This is a genomic window from Micromonospora sp. MGP-C2 (assembly GCF_057766525.1).
On sequence record NZ_JBYMEN010000002.1, the window covers coordinates 656,148 to 673,313 of the forward strand.

17 protein-coding genes are annotated in these 17,166 nt (G+C 72.4%); 14 read left to right on the forward strand and 3 right to left on the reverse strand.

What is annotated here, in order from left to right:
- Positions 1-77: 77 nt before the first annotated feature.
- The 5 genes from AC3CF1_RS02655 to AC3CF1_RS02675 all read left to right on the forward strand — a co-directional run bounded on the left by AC3CF1_RS02655 (position 78) and on the right by AC3CF1_RS02675 (position 3,477).
- Positions 78-272, forward strand: a complete 195-nt coding sequence (locus AC3CF1_RS02655) for a CsbD family protein (RefSeq protein ID WP_088948150.1) — start codon at positions 78-80, stop codon at positions 270-272.
- A gap of 73 nt (positions 273-345) precedes the next feature.
- A complete protein-coding gene (locus AC3CF1_RS02660; RefSeq protein WP_088948151.1) occupies positions 346-687 on the forward strand; it encodes a YnfA family protein in 342 nt (113 codons plus the stop codon).
- Between the two features lie 421 nt (positions 688-1,108).
- Positions 1,109-1,768, forward strand: a complete 660-nt coding sequence (locus AC3CF1_RS02665) for a polysaccharide deacetylase family protein (RefSeq protein WP_488449439.1) — start codon at positions 1,109-1,111, stop codon at positions 1,766-1,768.
- A gap of 93 nt (positions 1,769-1,861) precedes the next feature.
- Positions 1,862-2,413: an RNA polymerase sigma factor gene (locus AC3CF1_RS02670; protein WP_488449440.1), complete on the forward strand. Its 552-nt coding sequence runs from the start codon at positions 1,862-1,864 to the stop codon at positions 2,411-2,413.
- The gene (locus AC3CF1_RS02675; RefSeq protein ID WP_327644133.1) at positions 2,413-3,477 is read left to right on the forward strand and encodes a hypothetical protein; all 1,065 of its coding nucleotides are present in this window, start codon (positions 2,413-2,415) and stop codon (positions 3,475-3,477) included. The genes AC3CF1_RS02670 and AC3CF1_RS02675 overlap by 1 nt, the downstream gene beginning before the upstream one ends.
- Before the next feature lie 58 nt (positions 3,478-3,535).
- On the opposite strand, the gene AC3CF1_RS02680 is transcribed toward AC3CF1_RS02675, so the two are convergent.
- On the reverse strand, positions 3,536-4,942 hold the full coding sequence (locus AC3CF1_RS02680) for a KamA family radical SAM protein (RefSeq protein ID WP_328374725.1): 1,407 nt from the start codon (positions 4,940-4,942) through the stop codon (positions 3,536-3,538).
- Between the two features lie 142 nt (positions 4,943-5,084).
- Between AC3CF1_RS02680 and kdd the strand changes: the two genes are divergently transcribed.
- From kdd to AC3CF1_RS02725, 9 genes are all read left to right on the forward strand, one after another.
- Positions 5,085-6,146 carry an L-erythro-3,5-diaminohexanoate dehydrogenase gene (gene kdd, locus AC3CF1_RS02685; protein ID WP_099853450.1) on the forward strand — a complete coding sequence of 354 codons (1,062 nt, stop codon included), beginning with the start codon at positions 5,085-5,087 and terminating at the stop codon, positions 6,144-6,146.
- Between the two features lie 4 nt (positions 6,147-6,150).
- On the forward strand, positions 6,151-7,716 hold the full coding sequence (locus AC3CF1_RS02690; protein WP_488449441.1) for an amidohydrolase: 1,566 nt from the start codon (positions 6,151-6,153) through the stop codon (positions 7,714-7,716).
- Positions 7,713-9,275 (forward strand): lysine 5,6-aminomutase subunit alpha, encoded by a 1,563-nt coding sequence (gene kamD / locus AC3CF1_RS02695; protein ID WP_088948158.1) that lies wholly within the window; start codon positions 7,713-7,715, stop codon positions 9,273-9,275. The genes AC3CF1_RS02690 and kamD overlap by 4 nt, the downstream gene beginning before the upstream one ends.
- A complete protein-coding gene (gene kamE / locus AC3CF1_RS02700; protein ID WP_088948159.1) occupies positions 9,272-10,036 on the forward strand; it encodes a lysine 5,6-aminomutase subunit beta in 765 nt (254 codons plus the stop codon). The genes kamD and kamE overlap by 4 nt, the downstream gene beginning before the upstream one ends.
- On the forward strand, positions 10,033-10,425 hold the full coding sequence (gene kal, locus AC3CF1_RS02705) for a 3-aminobutyryl-CoA ammonia lyase (RefSeq protein ID WP_099853458.1): 393 nt from the start codon (positions 10,033-10,035) through the stop codon (positions 10,423-10,425). Before kamE ends, kal begins: the two co-directional genes overlap by 4 nt.
- Complete coding sequence (locus AC3CF1_RS02710; RefSeq protein WP_354983860.1) at positions 10,422-11,759, forward strand: glutamate mutase L; 1,338 nt, start codon at positions 10,422-10,424, stop codon at positions 11,757-11,759. Before kal ends, AC3CF1_RS02710 begins: the two co-directional genes overlap by 4 nt.
- A gap of 479 nt (positions 11,760-12,238) precedes the next feature.
- Positions 12,239-13,903 (forward strand): apolipoprotein N-acyltransferase, encoded by a 1,665-nt coding sequence (gene lnt / locus AC3CF1_RS02715; protein ID WP_488449442.1) that lies wholly within the window; start codon positions 12,239-12,241, stop codon positions 13,901-13,903.
- A 34-nt stretch (positions 13,904-13,937) separates the two neighbouring features.
- Complete coding sequence (locus AC3CF1_RS02720) at positions 13,938-14,747, forward strand: polyprenol monophosphomannose synthase (protein ID WP_354983859.1); 810 nt, start codon at positions 13,938-13,940, stop codon at positions 14,745-14,747.
- 68 nt (positions 14,748-14,815) lie between these two features.
- A complete protein-coding gene (locus tag AC3CF1_RS02725) occupies positions 14,816-15,346 on the forward strand; it encodes an FxsA family protein (protein WP_088948164.1) in 531 nt (176 codons plus the stop codon).
- 68 nt (positions 15,347-15,414) lie between these two features.
- Here the strand turns inward: AC3CF1_RS02725 and AC3CF1_RS02730 are convergent, their stop codons facing one another.
- Together AC3CF1_RS02730 and AC3CF1_RS02735 are read right to left on the reverse strand one after the other, a co-directional pair.
- The gene (locus AC3CF1_RS02730; protein ID WP_030489777.1) at positions 15,415-15,756 is read right to left on the reverse strand and encodes an RNA polymerase-binding protein RbpA; all 342 of its coding nucleotides are present in this window, start codon (positions 15,754-15,756) and stop codon (positions 15,415-15,417) included.
- A gap of 227 nt (positions 15,757-15,983) precedes the next feature.
- Entirely contained in the window at positions 15,984-17,141 is a 1,158-nt protein-coding gene (locus AC3CF1_RS02735) for a hypothetical protein (protein WP_488449443.1), read from the reverse strand.
- Between the last annotated feature and the right edge of the window lie 25 nt (positions 17,142-17,166).

The following is a 17,166-nucleotide window of genomic DNA, read 5'->3' on the forward strand; positions in this document are numbered from 1 at the left end:
GCCGACCGGCACCACCGGTTTCGACACCGCGAGAGGGGGCAAGCGTGCGGGGACAATCGCCAGACCGAGGAGGCGCGATGAGCTTCACCGAGAAGGCAAAGAACAAGGTCGAGCAGATGGCGGGCGCCGCGCGGGAGCGCATGGGCGACATGACCGACAACGAGCGGATGCGTGGCGAGGGCGCCAGCCAGCAAAGCGACGCGCGCGCCAAGCAGGCCGGTCAGAACGTCAAGGACGCCGGTCGCAACGTGAAGGACTCCTTCAACAAGTGACCTGAGCGGTTCACGGGTCCCCGGGCGCATCGTCGCCCGGGGACCCGCTGTGTGTGGCGGCTAGTCTCGCCGGGTGACAGTGCTCCGTTCGCTGGTGTTGTTCGCGTTGGCCGCGCTGGCCGAGATCGGTGGCGCCTGGCTGATCTGGCAGGGCTGGCGGGAGCATCGTGGCCTGTGGTGGATCGCCGCCGGGGTGGTCGCGCTGGGCTGTTACGGGTTCGTGGCGACGTTCCAGCCGGATGCGAACTTCGGCCGGATCCTGGCCGCGTACGGCGGGGTGTTCGTGGCCGGTTCGTTGGCCTGGGCGATGGTGGTGGACGGCTTTCGCCCGGACCGGTGGGACCTGACCGGCGCGGCGTTCTGCCTGCTCGGCGTCGCGGTCATCATGTACGCGCCGCGCGGGGGTTCCGCCTGACCCGCGCAGTGGCTGCGGGCGGTGTTTCCCTGGCAAGCGATATACCTCAGAGTCATATTTATGCCTCTGAGGTATATCGCTGACCGGAACGGCACCGCTGGGGCGGGCCTGGGACACGCGCCCACGAGCCCTCACGACAGCACGCGCGGGACAGTGAAACGCATTCGCGTCTGCGATGATCTCCGGCGTGATCCGAGCTGGGCTTCGCCCGTTTCTTGGCGTACTGGTTGTGGCGACCATCCTCGGCAGTGCCGGGTGCGAAGCGTCCCGGGTGCCGCCCTCGGACCAGCCGGTCTTCGTCGGCTCGTCCGACTCGTCGAGCCCATCCACGCCTTCCGTCGCGCCGTCCGTCGGTGTCCCGTCGCCGTCGGCGGTTGCCTTGGTGCCGGGCACGACGCCGACTGGGACCAGGGCGCCGGTGGTGGATCACGGCCCGCGTACCGGCGCCAAGGTCGCGTTGACCTTCGACGCGGACATGACCGACGGGATGCTGGCCAGTCTGCGTGCCGGTCGGGTGAAGTCGTACGCCAACCTGCGCATCCTGGACCTGCTGGAGCGCGACGAGGTCCCGGCCACGTTCTTCCTGACTGGCAAGTGGGTGCAGCGGTACCCGGACGTCACCCGGCGGATCGCCGACAATCCGCGATTCGAGTTGGCCAACCACACCTACGGGCACGCGGCGTTCACCGGCGACTGCTACGACCTGCCCTCGCAACCGGTGAACGAGTTGCGCGGCGACGTGGCGAAGACCTTCGAGGTGATCAAGCCGTACGGGGGTCGGCAGACCCGGTACTTCCGCTTTCCGGGGCTCTGCCACGACGCTGCGACGCTGGACGCTCTGGCGCCGCTGGGCGTGACGGTCGTCGACGGGGATGTGGTCAGCGGTGATCCCTTCGCGACCGCGTGGAAGCCGCTGGTGCGGGCGGTGCTGGACCACGTTCGCCCGGGGTCGGTGGTGATCATGCATGTGACCGAGGCGAACGCCGCGATGACCGATGAGGCGTTGCCGCACATCCTGGCCGGGTTGCGTGAGCGAGGGCTGGTGCCGGCGCCGTTGTCCGAGGTGCTGGGCGGCGCCTGAGACGGCACGGTCCGTGTCGGTTCCGACGGCGCGCGTCCGGTGGGGTGTCACGGTTGGGGTCCCACCGGACATGGAGTGAATGTGAGCTCCGGGATGGAACAGGACGAGGACCGCTTCCGACGGGTGTACGCCGACGATTTCGAGTCGCTGCTGGCGTACGCATTGCGGCGTGTCGCACATCCGGAAGACGCGGCCGACGTGGTCGCGGAGACCTTCCTGGTGGCATGGCGTCGCCGGCAGGACATCCCGATCGCCGGTGCGACCCGGCTGTGGCTGTACGGGGTCGCCCGGCGTGTGCTGGCCAATCATCACCGTGGTGGCGTTCGCCGGCAGCGCCTCGGTGAGCGGTTACGCCAGCAGATTGCCGCGTCGGTGGCCGATCCGGGAAGCGAGGTACCGGAGCGCCTTGCCGTTCGGGCGGCGTTGGCGGGTCTGGCCGAGGTGGACCGGGAGGTGCTGATGCTCACCGTGTGGGAGGGGCTGCAACCGCATGAGGTCGCCTCAGTGCTGGGGGTGTCTCCTGCGGCGGTCCGGACGCGGCTGGCGCGGGCGCGGACGAGGTTGCGGGGGTTGGTTGGTGACGATCCGGGGCCGCCCGGACATGTACTCGACGTGCTGACCACATCCACCCGCAAGGAGGACTGATGACCACAGAGGAGCGTGTCGACCAGCTGGTTCGGGATTCCGACCCGGGTGGGCTCGGGATGATGGGGGACCTCGGCGGGGTGAAGCAGACCCTCCTGGAGGACATCATGTCCGAGTCGTTGGTCCGGCGTAGCGTCGGGATGCCGCCGCGGCGGTTGTGGGTGCGTCGCTTCGCGGGCGTCATGACGGCGGCGGCCGTGCTCCTGAGCATCGTGCCGGCGTCCATGGTGTTGCGGGGGCAGGGCGAGGACGACGGAGTCTCTCCGATCGTCAGCGCGGGTGCTGGAGCCGGGGCCGTCTTTTCCCCGTTGGCGATGGAGGCGGCGGAGAGGAGCCCGCGGTTGCTGATCGATCAGGCCGGTTGGACGGTCGTGGCCCTGGCCGAGTTCTCCGAGAACTATGGCGTGGTCAGGTTTCGCCGGGGTGGGCGGGAACTGGAGATGAACTGGTATGCGGCGTACGTGTACACGGACCGGTATGCCGGTCAGCGCGATGCGGGGCCGGGGAAGTCGGTGCGGGTGGACGATTGGCCGGCTGACGCGTTCCAGAGCCTCAGCGGTGATTTCACTGTGCTGTTGCGTCCCCGCGACAACCTGGTCGTGGAGATGAAGACCTCCGAAAACTGGTCGCGCAAGGACCTGGACCGGGTTCTCGCGGACATCGTTCGGGTGGACGCGCGGACCTGGTTGGCCGTTCTTCCGGCGGAGATGGTCATGCCGGTGCGGGAGCGGGCGGCGAAGGTGCTCGCCGACGTGCCGCTGCCGCCGGGGTTCGATATGGCTGCGCTGGAGGAGATCGGGGTGAGCGACCCGTACCATTTCAACGTGGGGGTGACGTCCCGGGTGGGTTGCGGGTGGATCGCTGAGTGGCAGCGGGCGAGGTCGAGCGGGGACGAGGCCGGGGTGCGGCGGGCCGCCGACGCGTTGCGGAGCAGTCACGGGTGGCGGGTGCTGCGGGACATGGACAAGGCCGGCGACTGGCCGGAGGTGTTCTGGGAGTACGCCGACGAGATCGCGGCCGGGACGTTGCGGGCCAGCTATTCGCAGGGTCTGGGTTGCGCCTGACCAGGGAGTGCGCGACACCCCCGGGAGTGGTCTCCCCGGGGGTGTCGTCGTCGGTGGGTCAGTCGTCGCGGTGGTCGTTCCACCACTGCTGGCCGTCGGCGGGCAGGGTGTCGATCGGGTCGTAGTAGGCGTAGCGCTTGTTGAGCGCCTCCAGGTCGGCGGACTCGATGGAGGTGCGGTAGTTCTTCGTCCAGTAGGAGATGCCGCGTTCGCGGTCGTAGTCGGTGAGCATGTGCACCCAGCGCTTGCCGACGAAGGGGACGTCGCAGACGATCCGGGGGGTGGCGTAGCCGGGGAGGTAGCCCATGATGTCGTGCTGGAGCTGCTGGGCGTGCCAGACGGGGACCCGCCAGTGTTCGGCGTTGGGGATCATGTCGCACATGTAGAAGTAGTACGGCAGGATCCCGGCTTCGCCCTGGAGCGCGAAGCAGAGGTCGAGCAGCTCGGGGGTGGTGGCGTTGACGCCGCGCATGAGCACGCCCTGGTTGCGGACGTCGCGGACGCCGACGTCGAGGGCGGTCTGGGCGGCTTTGGCGACCAGTGGGGTGAGCGACTGGGCGTGGTTGACGTGGGTGTGGATGGCGAGGTTGACGCCTCGGCGGGCGGCGGTGCGGGCGACGCGTTCGAGGCCCTGGACGACGTCGGGCTGGAGCCAGTGCTGGGGGAGGCCCATGAGGGCCTTGGTGGCGAGCCGGATGTCGCGGACCGTCTCCAGTTCCAGCAGTCGCATGAGGTAGGACTCGAGGTTGCGCCAGGGGACGTTGGCGACGTCTCCGCCGGAGACGACGACGTCGCGGACGCCGGGGTGGGCCTTGAGGTACGCGATGTGGGCGTCGTAGCGGTCGACGGGCTTGAGGGTGAGCTTGAGTTTGTCGACGGCGGGGGTGGAGTTGCCGACGAGGTCCATCCGGGTGCAGTGCCCGCAGTACTGGGGGCAGGTGGAGAGCAGCTCGGCGAGGACCTTGGTGGGGTAGCGGTGGGTGAGGCCTTCGGCGACCCACATGTCGTGCTCGTGCAGGCTGTCGCGGCTGGCGTAGGGGTGTGACGGCCAGTCGGTGCGGCGGTCGGAGGCGACCGGGATCATGTAGCGGCGGATGGGGTCGGCGAGCAGCGCCTCGGTGGTGAGGGGCGCGAACGGCACCATCGTGTTGATCATTTGTGGTGGCACCAGCATCGACATGGTGGCCAGGGCCAACTGGTCGGCCTCGAGGTCGGCGTAGAAGGTGTCGTCGATGAGGTCGCCGAAGACGGCGCGGAGCTGCTTGATGTTCTTGACGCAGTTGACGCGCTGCCACTGGGCGGATTCCCACTGGTCGCGGGTGACGTGGCGCCAGCCGGGGAACCGGGTCCAGTCGGGTTCGACCAGGGGGCGGCGGTGGTATTCGTAGGGCTGCCCGGCGGTCGGTACGGCGACCGGGGCGTGACGGGGTTGAGGGATGGTCTCAACCGGTTGGGTCTGGGTCACGGCCCCTCCTCGGTGTTGCGGCTGATCATCGAAGCCCGAAGGCTACTGGAAAATATTCGGTACAGAAACTAGTCTGCCGTAAGTTTTCCCGTTACGCGAGCCTTGACCGGGGCTTCGAGCGGCTGGACAAGGGGAGGTCGGCGTGACGTCACCGGTGGGACTGCACCGCGTCGTGCAACCGGCGGGGGTGCTGCCGCAGGCGGCCTGGCGCCTGGACGCGTCGGCGGCGATCGCGCCGAACGAGGTGCGGATCCGGGTGCAGCGGCTCAACCTGGACGCGGCGAGCTTCCGGCAGTTGTCGGAGAAGCACGGCGGCAACGGCGACGCGGTCCGCGCCGAGGTGCTGGAGATCATCTCCACCCGGGGGAAGATGCAGAACCCGGTGACCGGTTCCGGCGGGATGTTGATCGGCACGGTCGAGGAGGCAGGTCGGCGTTCCCCGCTCGGGCTGAAGGTGGGGGAGCGGGTCGCGACGTTGGTGTCGTTGACGCTGACCCCGCTGGTGGTGACCGACGGGCTGGCGCGGTGGGACGGGCGCAGCGAGCAGGTGCCCTGTGACGGTTGGGCGATCCTGTTCGCCCGTTCCATCGCCGCGGTGCTGCCCGACGACGAGGACCCGCAGTTGTCCCTGGCGGTGCTGGACGTGTGCGGGGCGCCCGCGCTGACCGCGCGGGTGGTGTCGCGCTACGTGGAGGACCGTCGTCGCGTCGGTGACCCGACGCCGGTGCGCGTCGCGGTGATCGGCGGGGCGGGCAAGAGCGGGTCGCTGTCCCTCGCCGCGGCGCGGCGGGTGGGCGCCGCGCGTACCGTCGGGGTGGTGCCGGTGGCGGCCGAGCGTGACGCGCTGACGGCCGCCGGCCTGGCCTCGGTGGTGGCGTTGGCCGACGCGCGGGACCCGGTGGGGTTGTCCACGGCGGTGACGACCGCCCTGGGGGCGCCGGCGGACGTCACAGTGGTGTGCGTGGACGTGCCGGGGTGTGAGCACGGCGCGGTGCTGGCCACCGCGGACGGCGGCACGGTGATCTTCTTCTCGATGGCGACGAGTTTCTCCGCGGCGGCGTTGGGCGCGGAGGGGCTGGCGGCGGACGTGACGATGCTGGTGGGCAACGGGTACGTTCCGGGGCACGCGGAGCTGGCGTTGGGGCTGTTGCGGGCCGAGCCGGGGGTGCGTCAGCTGTTCACTGCGCGGGTCGCGGCAGACTGAGGTCATGACGAACCCCTCGACGTTGTACCGCGGCGGCGTGCTGCACTGCCCCGCCGACCCGAGCGCCACCGCGCTGCTGGTGTCCGGTGGGCGGATTGCCTGGTTGGGGGCCGACGGTGACGCGCCGCCGGCCGACCGGGTGGTGGACCTGGATGGGGCGTTGGTGACGCCGGCGTTCGTCGACGCGCACGTGCACGCCACCGACACGGGGTTGGCGTTGTCGGGGCTGGAGTTGTCCGGGGTGCGCTCGGCGGCGCAGTTGCTCGACGCGGTGGCCGGGTTCGCGGCGGGCCTGCCGGCGGACGCGGTGCTGCTGGGCCACGGCTGGGACGAGTCGGGTTGGTCGGATGCGACGTTGCCGGACGCGGCGGCGTTGGATCGGGCGGCCGGGGGTCGGCGGGTGTACCTGTCGCAGGCGTCGATCCACTCGGCGTTGGTGTCGTCGGCGTTGCTGGCGGCGTGCCCCGACGCGGCCGACGCGGCGGGGTACGACGCGTCGGGGTGGTTGCGGCGCGACGCGCACCACGTGGTGCGGGCGGCGGCGCAGGCGTCGGTGAGCCGGGCGCAGCGGGTCGCCGCACAACGGGTCGCCCTCGCGCACGCGGCGTCGTTGGGGATCGCGGCGGTGCACGAGTGCGGCGGTCCGGACATCTCCGACGAGGAGGACTTCACCGGGCTGCTGGGCATCTCCGGTGCGGGGTTGCCGGAGGTGTACGGGTACTGGGGTGAGCTGGGTGGCGCCGCCCGTGCCCGGGAGTTGGGTGCGGTGGGCGCCGGAGGTGACCTGTTCGCCGACGGGGCGTTGGGTTCGCGTACGGCGCACGTGTCGCAGCCGTACGGCGACGGTGACGACTGCGGGCACGGGTACCTGACGGCCGAGCAGGTGCGTGATCACCTGCTGGACTGCGCGGCGCACGGCATGCAGGGCGGTTTCCACGCGATCGGTGACGCGGCGATCGGCACCGTCCTGGACGGTTTCGCGGCGGCGGCGGAGTCGCTGGGTGTGGAGCGGCTGCGGGCGGCCCGGCACCGCATCGAGCACGCGGAGATCATGAACAAGCGGTTGATCGCGCGGTTCGTGGAGTACGGGGTCGTGGCGAGCATGCAGCCGGCGTTCGACCGGCTGTGGGGTGGCGCGGGCCGGATGTACGAGGCGCGGCTGGGGTTGGACCGGTCGTTGGAGTCCAACCCGATGGGTGCGATGCACTCGGTGGGTGTGGCGATGGCGTTCGGGTCGGACTCGCCGGTGACGCCGCTGGACCCGTGGGGTTCGGTGCGGGCGGCGGTGTCGCACCACAACCCGGCGCAGCGGATGAGTGTGCGGTCGGCGTTCGCCGCGCACACCCGTGGTGGGTGGCGGGCGGTGCACCTGGACGTCGAGGGGGTCCTCGCGTTGGGTGCGCCGGCGACGTTCACGGTGTGGTCGACGCCGGCGGGGGTGGAGCGGGGCCTGCCGGTGCTGCTCGCCGGGGACCCGGAGGAGCGGGGTCCGGACGACCCGACGCCGTTGCCGGTGTGCCGGCGGCTGGTGCTGCGCGGTGAGGTCATCTATGAGGAAGGGTCATCATGACCGGGAAGCTTGATCTTGATCCGGTGCTGGTGGCGCGGGCGCGCGAGTTGGCGCGCCGGGCCGGGCAGCCGGTGGTGGACCTTGCCCGCAGCCACACCACGGTGTCGGTGGAGCGGGCGGTGCTGCGGCTGGCCGGGGTGAGCGGCGCCGACCCGGACGGCATTCCGTGGGTGAACCGGCTCGTCGACGCCGTCGTCGCGGACGTCGGGTTGGGTCACGGGGTGGCGGTGCCGGTGTTCGACGCCCTGGCCCGCGAGGGCATCACCGATGTGACGTTGCTGGCGCAGAAGGCCGCGGCCGGGTCGGTGCGCTTCGCGCTGCCCACCGGGCGGGCCGCGACGACGGCACGGTCGGCGGCGCGCAGGTCCGTCGGGGCGGGTATCCGGCGCATCGACCGGCGGCGCGCCGAGCGGGACCGGCTCATCAAGCGGCACGGGGACCCGAAGCAGCGGCCGTGGATCTACCTGATCGTGGCGACCGGCGACATCTACGAGGACATCCCGCAGGCCCAGGCTGCCGCCCGGGCGGGCGCGGACGTGATCGCGGTGATCCGCTCCACGGGGCAGTCGCTGCTGGACTACGTGCCCGAGGGCGCGACCCGGGAGGGTTTCGCCGGCACGTACGCCACGCAGGAGAACTTCCGGCTGATGCGCGCGGCGTTGGACGAGTCGTCGAAGGAGTTGGGCCGCTACGTGCGGTTGACCAACTACGCGTCCGGGTTGTGCATGCCGGAGATGGCAACCCTGGCGGGCCTGGAACGGCTCGACATGATGCTCAACGACTCGATGTACGGGATCCTGTTCCGCGACATCAACCCGGTGCGCACGTTCGTCGACCAGCGGTTCTCCCGGCAGGTGCACGCCCGCGCCGGGATCATCATCAACACCGGTGAGGACAACTACCTGACCACCGCGGACGCCGTGGACGAGGCGCACACGGTGACGGTGTCGCAGCTGCTCAACGAGTTCTTCGCGCACGAGGCGGGGTTGGCGGACTGGCAGTTGGGGCTGGGGCACGCGTTCGAGATCAACCCGGAGGTTCCGGAGTCGTTCCGTCTGGAGTTGGCGCACGCCCTGCTGGCCCGGGAGTTGTTCCCCGAGGCGCCGCTGAAGTGGATGCCGCCGACGAAGCACATGACCGGTGACGTGTTCCGGGGCAACCTGCTCGACGGTTTCTTCAACCTGGCGGGCGCGCTGACCGGTCAGGGCATCCTGCTGGTGGGGATGATGACCGAGGCGGTGGTGACGCCGTGGTTGTCCGACCGGGACATCGCGTTGCAGAACGTGCGGTACGTGTTGGGCGCGGCCGGTGGTCTGCACGAGGACTTCGTGCCGGCGCCCGGCGGGTTCATCCGCCGCCGCGCCAACCAGGTCCTCGGTGAGGCCCTGGACCTGCTGGAGCGCATCGGGGAGCAGACGCTGCTCACGGCCATCGCCGAGGGCACCTTCGGGATCATGAAGCGGCCCGCGGACCGGGGCAAGGGCCTCGCCGGGGTCGCCGCGCACGAGGCGGACTACTGCAACCCGGCCACCGACATCCTGGAAGGGGACGCGGCATGAGCGCCGCCGACGCCGCGAAGAAGATCGTGCGGCCGTACGGGGACACCACCGGCGACGGGATGGTGCAGGTGTCGTTCACCCTGCCGGTGAGCCACGACAAGCGGGCCGAGGGCGCGGCGGTGCAGTTGGCCAACCGGATGGGCATCGACCCGGCGATGGTCGTGCACGCCAAACCGATGGGCGACGAGTTCACGTTCTTCGTGGTCTACGGGCGGGTCAACCACCTGGTCGACCTCAACGCGGTGCAGGTCGTGGAACGCGACTTCGCGCTGCTGTCGGCGAAGGACGTCAACACGGTGATCAAGCAACGGTTGCGGCGCAAGCTGTCCGTGGTCGGGGCGTGCATCGGCACCGACGCGCACACCGTGGGCATCGACGCGATCCTCAACGTCAAGGGCATCGCGGGGGAGAAGGGCCTGGAGTACTACCGGGAGTTGAAGGTCACCAACATGGGCGCGCAGGTCAGCGTGCCGGAGCTGGTGGAGACCGCCCGGGCGGAGAAGGCCGACGCGGTGCTCGTGTCGCAGGTGGTCACCCAACGCGACGCGCACCTGCACAACACCCGGGAGATGTCCGCCGCGTTCCGGGAGGCGATGCCCGCCGGGCGGCGGCCGCTGCTGATCGTCGGTGGCCCCCGCTTCGACGAGACGATGACCGACGAGTTGGGCGTGGACCGCATCTTCGGTCGCGGCACCACTCCCGGCGAGGTGGCCAGCTACCTCGTGCACGCCCTGATCACGCAACGGAAGGCGATGGCATGACCGACGCAAGGCTCGGGTTGACCGTGACGCACCGGCGGTACGTGCCGTACTCGCACGCCCACTACGCCGGCAACCTCGTCGACGGGGCGTACGCCCTCGCGCTGTTCGGCGACGTCGCCACGGAGGTGTGCATCCGCACCGACGGCGACGAGGGTCTGTTCGCCGGGTACACCGACGTGCGGTTCACCGCTCCCATCCGCGCCGGTGACGTGGTCGAGGTGACCGCCCAGGTGTCGCGGGTGGGCACCCGCAGCCGCACCCTGGAGCTGTCCTGCGCGGTGGTGTGCCGGGGCCGCCCGGAGCGCTCCGAGTCCGCCGCCGAGGTCCTCGACCCGCCGATCGTGGCGGTCACCGCGACCGGCACCGTGGTCGTTCCCGCCGGCTCGTGACCCTGGCGGTCTGCGCGGACGTCGGGTCCACGTACACCAAGGTGGCCGTGGTGGACCTGGCCGCCGGTGTGCTGGTGGGAGCGGCGGCGGCGCCGACCACCGTGGGCACCGACGTGTTGCACGGCCTGGACGCCGCGGTCGCAGCGGCCACCGACGGGCTCGGGGTGCGCGACGCGCCGTGGTACGTCTGCTCGTCGGCCGGTGGTGGGTTGCGGCTGGCCGTGATCGGCTACGAGCCGCTGGTCACCGCGCAGGCGGGCCGGCGGGTCGGGTTGTCCGCCGGTGCGCACGTGGTGCACGTGGCCGCCGGTCGGCTGGGCGCGGCGGACCTGGCGGCGTTGCGGGCGGCCCGACCGGACGTGGTGCTGCTGGTCGGTGGCACCGACGGCGGTGACGCCGAGACGATCACCCACAACGCGACCCGCCTGGCCCGCGCCCGGTGGCGGGTGCCGGTGGTGTACGCGGGCAACGCCGACGTCCGCGCGGAGCTGACCGGGCTGCTGGAGGCCGCCGGGGTGCCCGTGACGGGCGCGGAGAACGTCCTGCCGCGCATCGGGGTCCTCGCCCCGGCGTCGGCGCGGGCGGCGATCCGCGCGGTGTTCCTGCGCCACGTCATCGGGGGCAAACGACTGTCGAGGGGCACCCGGTTCGCGCGGCTGGTACGCGCGGCCACCCCCGACGCGGTCCTCACCGGTGTGGAGGTGCTCGCCGACACCATCGGCGGTGACCTCGCCGTGGTCGACGTGGGCGGGGCCACCACCGACGTGTACTCGGTGCTCACCCCCGACGAGCGGGCCACCGGCCCGGCGCGGGAGGTCGCCGGCAGCCTCTGGCGGGCCCGCACGGTGGAGGGAGACCTGGGCATGCGGTGGAGCGCCCCCGGGGTGCTGCGCGCCGCCGTCGAGGAGCGGCTGCTCACCCCGGACGAGTCCGAGGAGCTGACGGACGCGGCGGCCCGCCGGGCGGCCGACCCGGCGTTCCTCGCCGTCGACGACGTCGAGCGGGCCGTGGACCGGCGGATCGCCACCCTCGCGGCGACCGTGGCGTTGCGGCGGCACGCGCGGGGCGCCGCCACCGGCGAGCGGGCCGGGCGGGACCTGCGCGACGTGCGGTTGATGGTGGGTTCCGGTGGGGTGCTGCGGCACGCGCCGGCGCAGGCGTCCGCGCAGGTGCTGGCGGCCGTCCTGGCCGACCACGCCGGCGGGTGGGCGTTGCCGCGGGCCGCCTCCGCCGTGGTCGACGCCGACTACGTGCTGGCCGCCGGAGGGCTGCTCGCCGAGGAACACCGGGCCGCGGCGGGGGCGCTGCTGCGTCACCATCTGCGGACGCATTGAGACTCGCCGACCCGACACGCCGTGGCGCAACACACGACAGGCCGGGGGTGGGTTGACAAGCGACGGGGGTTGGCACGTACCGTCTTTGAGTCCTACCACGGGAAGCGGCTGTTGTTCGCTTCGTCCCTTCGTCCGCTGGCCGAGCGACATTTTTGAGCGTCATCGTCGCGGCGGCCAGGTCCAGCGGGCGGGGGTCGGCGGGGCGGCGCGAACCGGCCGCGGTTACCGGTGTACGGGCAGGGTGAGGTGCACGGCCAGTAGACAACGGCCCGGCGGGGGCAGCCAGTCCGCGTCCGGTCGGTCCGAAGGTCGTCGTACCCCATCCTCGCCACACCGGCCGGGAAGGGCCTGGGAGCATCGGGGCGCGGCGTGAGCCGCGCCCCGATTTCATGTCCGTCGGGCGGTTCGTGCCCGGCGGCCCGATGCGGCTGCTCCGGCCGCCGGCCAGGTAGCCTTCGCCCCGTGATCGAGGTGAAGCGGTGACGATTCTGGACCGGGACGAAACCCACAGCCCGGCGGCGCCGAGTCAGCCGGTCGTGACCGGTCGGCCGCTGCCGCTGCGGTTCGCCGTGCCCCTGGCCGTGGCCGCCGGCCTGGCCCTGCTGGTGGCGTTCCCCCCGTACGGGGTGTGGCCGCTGGCCCCGGTCGGGGTGGCGTTGCTGGCCGCCGCCGCGCACCGGCGGCGGTTGCGCGCCGGCGCCGGCCTGGGCTTCCTCACCGGGGTGGCGCTCTTCGCCCCGCTGCTGGCGTGGACGAACCTGCACACCGGCTACCTGCCGTGGGTGCTGCTGTCGCTGCTGCAGGCCGGCTACCTGGCGCTGCTGGGCGCGGCCACCGCCTGGGTGTCGCCGCTGGCAGACCGCGTCCGCTGGACGTGGCCGGTGCTGACCGGGCTGCTGTGGGTGGGGCAGGAGGCGCTGCGGGACCGCACCCCGTTCGGTGGGTTCCCGTGGGGGCGGTTGGCGTTCAGTCAGGACACCTCACCGCTGCTGCGCCTGGCCGCGTTGGGCGGCGCGCCGCTGGTGACCTTCGCGGTGGCGCTCGTCGGCGGGTTGCTGGTCACCGCCGCCTGGCGTGGCTGGGCCGCCGCCCGCACATCGCCCGCTGAGGGCTCCCAGGACGCCAGCGGCGCGCAGGGGGTCACCTCGGCACGTCGGTGGGCGCCCGTGGCCGTACCGGCCGCCGTGGCGGTCGCGCTGACCGCCGGGGGCCTGCTCGTGCCGGTCGCCACCGCCGGGTCGGGCGCCACCACCACCGTGGCCATCGTGCAGGGCAACGTGCCGCGCCTGGGCCTGGACTTCAACGCCCAACGGCAGGCGGTACTCAACAACCACGTCGACGCGACCATCGAGCTGGCCGGTCGGGTCGCCGCCGGGCAGGAACGGCAACCCGACCTGGTCGTGTGGCCGGAGAACTCCAGCGACATCGACCCGCTGCGCAACCCCACCGCCGGTGCCCGGATCTCCCAGGCCGCCGACACCATCAACGCGCCGATCCTCGTCGGGGCGGTGCTGCTGGGCCCCGGCGTCGGGCAGGTCCGCAACGCGGGCATCCTGTGGCGCCCCGGCACCGGCGCGGACCTGGACCAGCTGTACACCAAGCGGCACCCCGTGCCGTTCGCCGAGTACGTGCCGCTGCGCGACCTGGCCCGGATGGTCAGCAAGCAGGTCGACCTGATCCGCAGCGACTTCGTGCCCGGAAGCACCCCGGGCGTGGTACGCGCCGGCCCGGCCGTGCTCGGTGACGTGATCTGCTTCGAGGTCGCCTACGACGAGGTGGTCCGCGACACCGTCACCGGTGGCGCGCAGCTGCTGGTGGTGCAGACCAACAACGCCACGTTCGACGTGGCTGAGGCCCGCCAGCAGATGGCCATGGTGCGGCTGAGGGCGGTGGAACACGGCCGGCCGGCGTTGATGGCCTCCACGGTCGGCGTGTCCGGGTTCGTCGCACCCGACGGGCGGGTAAGCGATGCCACCGGGTTCAACACCCGGGAGGTCGTGGTGCGGCAGGTGCGGCTCGACGACGGTCGTACCCTCGCCACCCGCCTCGGCTGGTGGCCGGAGGTGGCGCTCGCCGCGCTGGCCGCGGCGGCCCTCATCGGCGCGGCGGTGCTGCGCCGCCGGCAGCGGGTCATGTCCGGATAGCAACAGCCGGTACGCCGGCGGGAGCGGAGGAACCGTGATCCAGGCGACCGATACGATCCGACGCCCGGACGAGGTGCCCGGTGTGGGCCGGGTGCTGGTGGTGATCCCCACCTACAACGAGGCCGACAACATCGCCGCGATCGTGGGCCGGGTCCGACGCGCCGCCCCGGCGGTGCAGATCCTCATCGCCGACGACAACAGCCCCGACGGCACCGGCGCGATCGCCGACGCCCTCGCCGACGGCGACGCGCACGTGCAGGTGCTGCACCGCCACGGCAAGCAGGGGCTCGGCGCGGCGTACCTGGCCGGGTTCGGTTGGGCGCGGGAACGCGGCTACCAGGCGGTCGTGGAGATGGACGCCGACGGCTCGCACGCCCCGGAGGACCTGCCGGCGCTGCTGCACGCCGCCCGCGACGCCGACGTGGTGATCGGGTCGCGGTGGACCAGCGGCGCGCGAGTGCTCAACTGGCCGCTGCGGCGGCTGCTGCTGTCGCGCTGCGGCAACCTGTACGCGCGCCTCGCGCTGGGCATGCCCGTCTCGGACGCCACCGGCGGCTACCGGGTGTACCGGATCAGCGCGTTGGACGCCATCGACCTGGAGTCGGTGACCTCCCAGGGCTACTCGTTCCAGGTGGAGCTGTCCCGGCTGGCGCACCAGGCCGGGGTGCGGATCGTGGAGGTGCCGATCACCTTCGCCGAACGGGAACACGGCGACAGCAAGATGAGCCCGAAGATCGTGGCCGAGGCGCTGTGGCGGATCACCGCCTGGGGCGTGCGCGACCGCCGCCAGGCGGTACGCCGAGGTCTGCACGGCACGGCCACCGGTCAGGCGCGGTGGCCGTGAGCGCGGCCGTGTCATGCTGGATGAGCGGGACACGTCCGTGGTGCCCGCGGGAATGGCGATGAGGTGAGATGCGCCGAGGACTGAGGTTCGTGCCGTTGGCCCTGTTGCTGGCGGTGGTGCTGGAGCTGGCGGTGTTCGTCGGTGTGGGGCGGGCGCTGGGGTTCGGCGTGGCCGTGCTGCTGGTGTTCGCCGCGTCCCTGCTGGGGCTGGTGCTGCTGCGCCGCGAGGGGATGCGCGCCTGGCGTGGTTTCCGCTCCGCCGCGGCGGCCGGACAGCCACCGGGTGGGCAGGTGACCGACGGGCTCGTCGGGTTGGCCGGCGCGTTGCTGCTGGCGGTGCCCGGCCTGGTCAGCGGCCTGGTCGGGTTGCTGCTGCTGGTGCCGCCGGTGCGTCGACTGGCCCGCGCCGGGGTGCGCCGTGCCACCGAGCGGCGGGTGTCGTCGATGGTCGCCGGTGACCTGTTCGGCCCGCGTACGGTGCGGGTGCGTCAGGGCGCGCCGCAACCAACCCCGCAACCGACCCCCCAACCGGAGCAACCGGTCGTGGTCGACGGCGGGCGGGCCATCGAGGGAGAGATCGTCGAGCCCGGTCGCCACTGAGACCACCTGTGCAGACACGACGGCGCCCCCGGGTTGTCCCGGGGCGCCGTCGTTGTTCGTCGTGCGGCTCAGGCGCGGCCGCGGCGGGTCCGAACCTCCTGCAGGCGCTCCTCGAGGATGTCCTCCAGCTCGGCGATCGAACGCCGCTCCAGAAGCATGTCCCAGTGGGTACGCGGGGGCTTGGCCTTCTTCTGCTCCGGCTCGTTGCCGTCGACGAGTCGGGCGACGCTGCCGTCGAACTTGCACTCCCAGGTCATCGGGACCTCGGCGTCGACGGCGAACGGCACCTCGAACTGGTGGCCCTTGGCGCACAGGTACTCGCGGGTCTGACGCGGCGCGAGCTCCGTGTTGCGGTCGGATTCGTAGCTCACCGCGCCAAGGCGGCTTCCGCGCAGCATACGCTCGCCCATGATCGACTTCCCCTCGTTCGTGGTGCTGGTCTTCTGGGTGTAACGGTGTGTGCCCGTCGAGCCATTCCCGCCCGAGGGCGTGAGGCGTCCACGTGTGGGCCGGGACCAAGGGTAGCCGGCCGGGACGATCACCCGGTGAGGTGATCACCAGGCGGGTCGCAACGGGCTGTGTGTCCGCTGCCACCGGGGATGTTAACCGCCGAAGCGTAGCGAAGGTTGCGCGACGATCATCGGGTGGCGTCGTCGGGGGTGGCAGCGCCGAGGCGCGCCAGCGCCAACGCCAGGTCGCTGACCTGGTCGCCGAGCTGCGCCACCCGCCGCTGGGCCAGGTCCCGGTCGGTCTCGGCGGCGTCGAGTCGTACCGTCAGGGCGGTGAGGCGGCCCTCGGCGGTCGCCGCGGCCTGCCGGGCCGCGGTCAGCTCGGCGGTCAGCGTGTCCCGCTGGGAGGCGGTGGCGTCCAGCTCCGCGCGCAGCCGCGCCGCGAACTCCGCCGCCTCCTGCCGGGCGTCGTCGGCCTGCACGGCCGCGACCTGCGCGCGGTCGCGGGCCCGGTCGGCCTGCTCCCGGGCGCGGGCGGCGTCGGCGGCCTCGGCGCGGGTCCGCGCGGCGTCGGCGCGGGCCTGCTCGATCTGGCGCCGCACGTCCTGCACCTCGGCCTGCCACCGGCCGGCCCGCTCGGTGGCCTCGGCGGCGGCCCGGGTGGCCCGCTCGGCGTCGGCGCGCGCCGCGTCGCGTTCCACGCTCAGGTCGGCCACCCGCTGCCGCTCGGCGTCGCGCTGCGCCCGCAGGTCGCGCACCTCGGCGCGGGCCTGGTCCCGGTCGCGTTCAGCCTGCGCGCGCAACGCCTCGGCGGCGCTGACGTCGTGGCGCGCCTGATCGCGGGCGGCCTCGGCGCGCTGTGCCCGCTCGTCGGCGGCGGTGGCCTGCCGGTGCGCCTGCTCGGCGCGCTGGCGGGCGTCGTCGGCCTCGGCGAGAGCCGCCCGGGCCTGCTCGCGGGCGCGCGCCGCGTCGGCCGCCGCGTTCTCGGCGTCGTCGCGGGCCTCGTCGCGTTCGGTCTGCGCCGCCGCGACCTCGCTGGCGGCCTCCGCGCGAACCTGGGCGACCTGCCGCTGCACACCCACCGGGGACAACTCGGCGTGCAGCGACTCGGTCAACGTCTCGACGATCTGATCGAGGCGGTCCACCGCCTCCCAGGTGCGGGCCACCTGCCCGGGCAGGCCAGGGGCGTTGCGGTGCCGCATCCGGCTGTTGCGCGAGGCGCGCTGGCAGGCACCGTCGTTGTCCCGGCAGTAGCGAAACGGCCGGCCCGCGCCGACACGCTGCGGCACCGGCGCTCCACAGTGGGCGCACGGGCGGGTTTCGGTGGTGGTGGGCTGGGCGTCCATCGAGGGCGAAGTCTAGTGCCGGTCG

What these genes read in the sequence shown, in the direction of transcription:
- AC3CF1_RS02690 (WP_488449441.1), top strand. Translation starts at nt 6,151, where the DNA reads ATGACGAACCCCTCGACGTTGTACCGCGGCGGCGTGCTGCACTGCCCC.
- AC3CF1_RS02725 (WP_088948164.1), top strand. Translation starts at nt 14,816, where the DNA reads ATGCGCCGAGGACTGAGGTTCGTGCCGTTGGCCCTGTTGCTGGCGGTG.
- AC3CF1_RS02730 (WP_030489777.1), bottom strand. Translation starts at nt 15,756, where the DNA reads ATGGGCGAGCGTATGCTGCGCGGAAGCCGCCTTGGCGCGGTGAGCTAC.
- kamE (WP_088948159.1), top strand. Translation starts at nt 9,272, where the DNA reads ATGAGCGCCGCCGACGCCGCGAAGAAGATCGTGCGGCCGTACGGGGAC.
- AC3CF1_RS02735 (WP_488449443.1), bottom strand. Translation starts at nt 17,141, where the DNA reads ATGGACGCCCAGCCCACCACCACCGAAACCCGCCCGTGCGCCCACTGT.
- kamD (WP_088948158.1), top strand. Translation starts at nt 7,713, where the DNA reads ATGACCGGGAAGCTTGATCTTGATCCGGTGCTGGTGGCGCGGGCGCGC.
- AC3CF1_RS02670 (WP_488449440.1), top strand. Translation starts at nt 1,862, where the DNA reads ATGGAACAGGACGAGGACCGCTTCCGACGGGTGTACGCCGACGATTTC.
- AC3CF1_RS02655 (WP_088948150.1), top strand. Translation starts at nt 78, where the DNA reads ATGAGCTTCACCGAGAAGGCAAAGAACAAGGTCGAGCAGATGGCGGGC.
- kal (WP_099853458.1), top strand. Translation starts at nt 10,033, where the DNA reads ATGACCGACGCAAGGCTCGGGTTGACCGTGACGCACCGGCGGTACGTG.
- AC3CF1_RS02675 (WP_327644133.1), top strand. Translation starts at nt 2,413, where the DNA reads ATGACCACAGAGGAGCGTGTCGACCAGCTGGTTCGGGATTCCGACCCG.